We start from the raw sequence: 917 nt of genomic DNA on the forward strand, positions 1-917 counted from the left end.
GTCACCGCTGGCGCGGCAACTTCAAAGCCTCCGGCCTATCCTACACATCGGATGACCAAGGTCAATGCTAAGCTATAGTAAAGGTTCACGGGGTCTTTTCGTCCCATCGCGGGTAATCGGCATCTTCACCGATACTACAATTTCACTGAGATCATGATTGAGACAGTGTCCGGATCATTACACCATTCGTGCAGGTCGGAACTTACCCGACAAGGAATTTCGCTACCTTAGGACCGTTATAGTTACGGCCGCCGTTTACCGGGGCTTCAATTCAAGGCTTCTACTTATGTATGACCTCTCCTCTTAACCTTCCGGCACCGGGCAGGTGTCAGGCTGTATACATCAACTTTCGTGTTAGCACAGCCCTGTGTTTTTGTTAAACAGTTGCCTGGACCTATTCTCTGCGCCTCGTCATAGGGACGAGGACCCCTTCTCCCGAAGTTACGGGGTTAATTTGCCTAGTTCCTTAACCATGAATCTCTCAACGCCTTAGTATATTCAACCCGACTACGTGTGTCCGTTTGCGGTACGGGTGCTGCATGACTGGAGCTTAGCGGATTTTCTCGGGAGCATGATTACCCACACTATTGCCCTTCCCCGAGGGGATGGGCATACTTTCAAGATTCAGCTCTCATGGTGGATTTGCCTGCCATGATCAGCGCCTAATCTCTTCAACGGGCTATTCCGTCAGCCCGCGGCGGTGTCACTTCTCCGTCTCCGCAATCGCATCATGCAGCAGTCACGGAATATTAACCGTGTCTGCCATCGCCCTCGCCGTTCGGCTGAGGCTTAGGACCCGACTGACCCCGGGCTGATTGGCATTGCCCGGGAAACCTTGGTCTTGCGGCGGGAGGGAATCTCACCCTCCTTATCGTTACTTATACCTACATTTGCTTTTCCATACACTCCAGCAGGGG

General features: G+C 52.5%; 1 rRNA gene. It reads right to left on the reverse strand.

The annotated features are described in order from the left end of the window. A 23S ribosomal RNA gene (locus HMPREF1254_RS11880) occupies positions 1 to 917 on the reverse strand; the annotation flags it as partial.

This window comes from Prevotella sp. BV3P1 (genome assembly GCF_000479005.1).
GTDB lineage: Bacteria > Bacteroidota > Bacteroidia > Bacteroidales > Bacteroidaceae > Prevotella.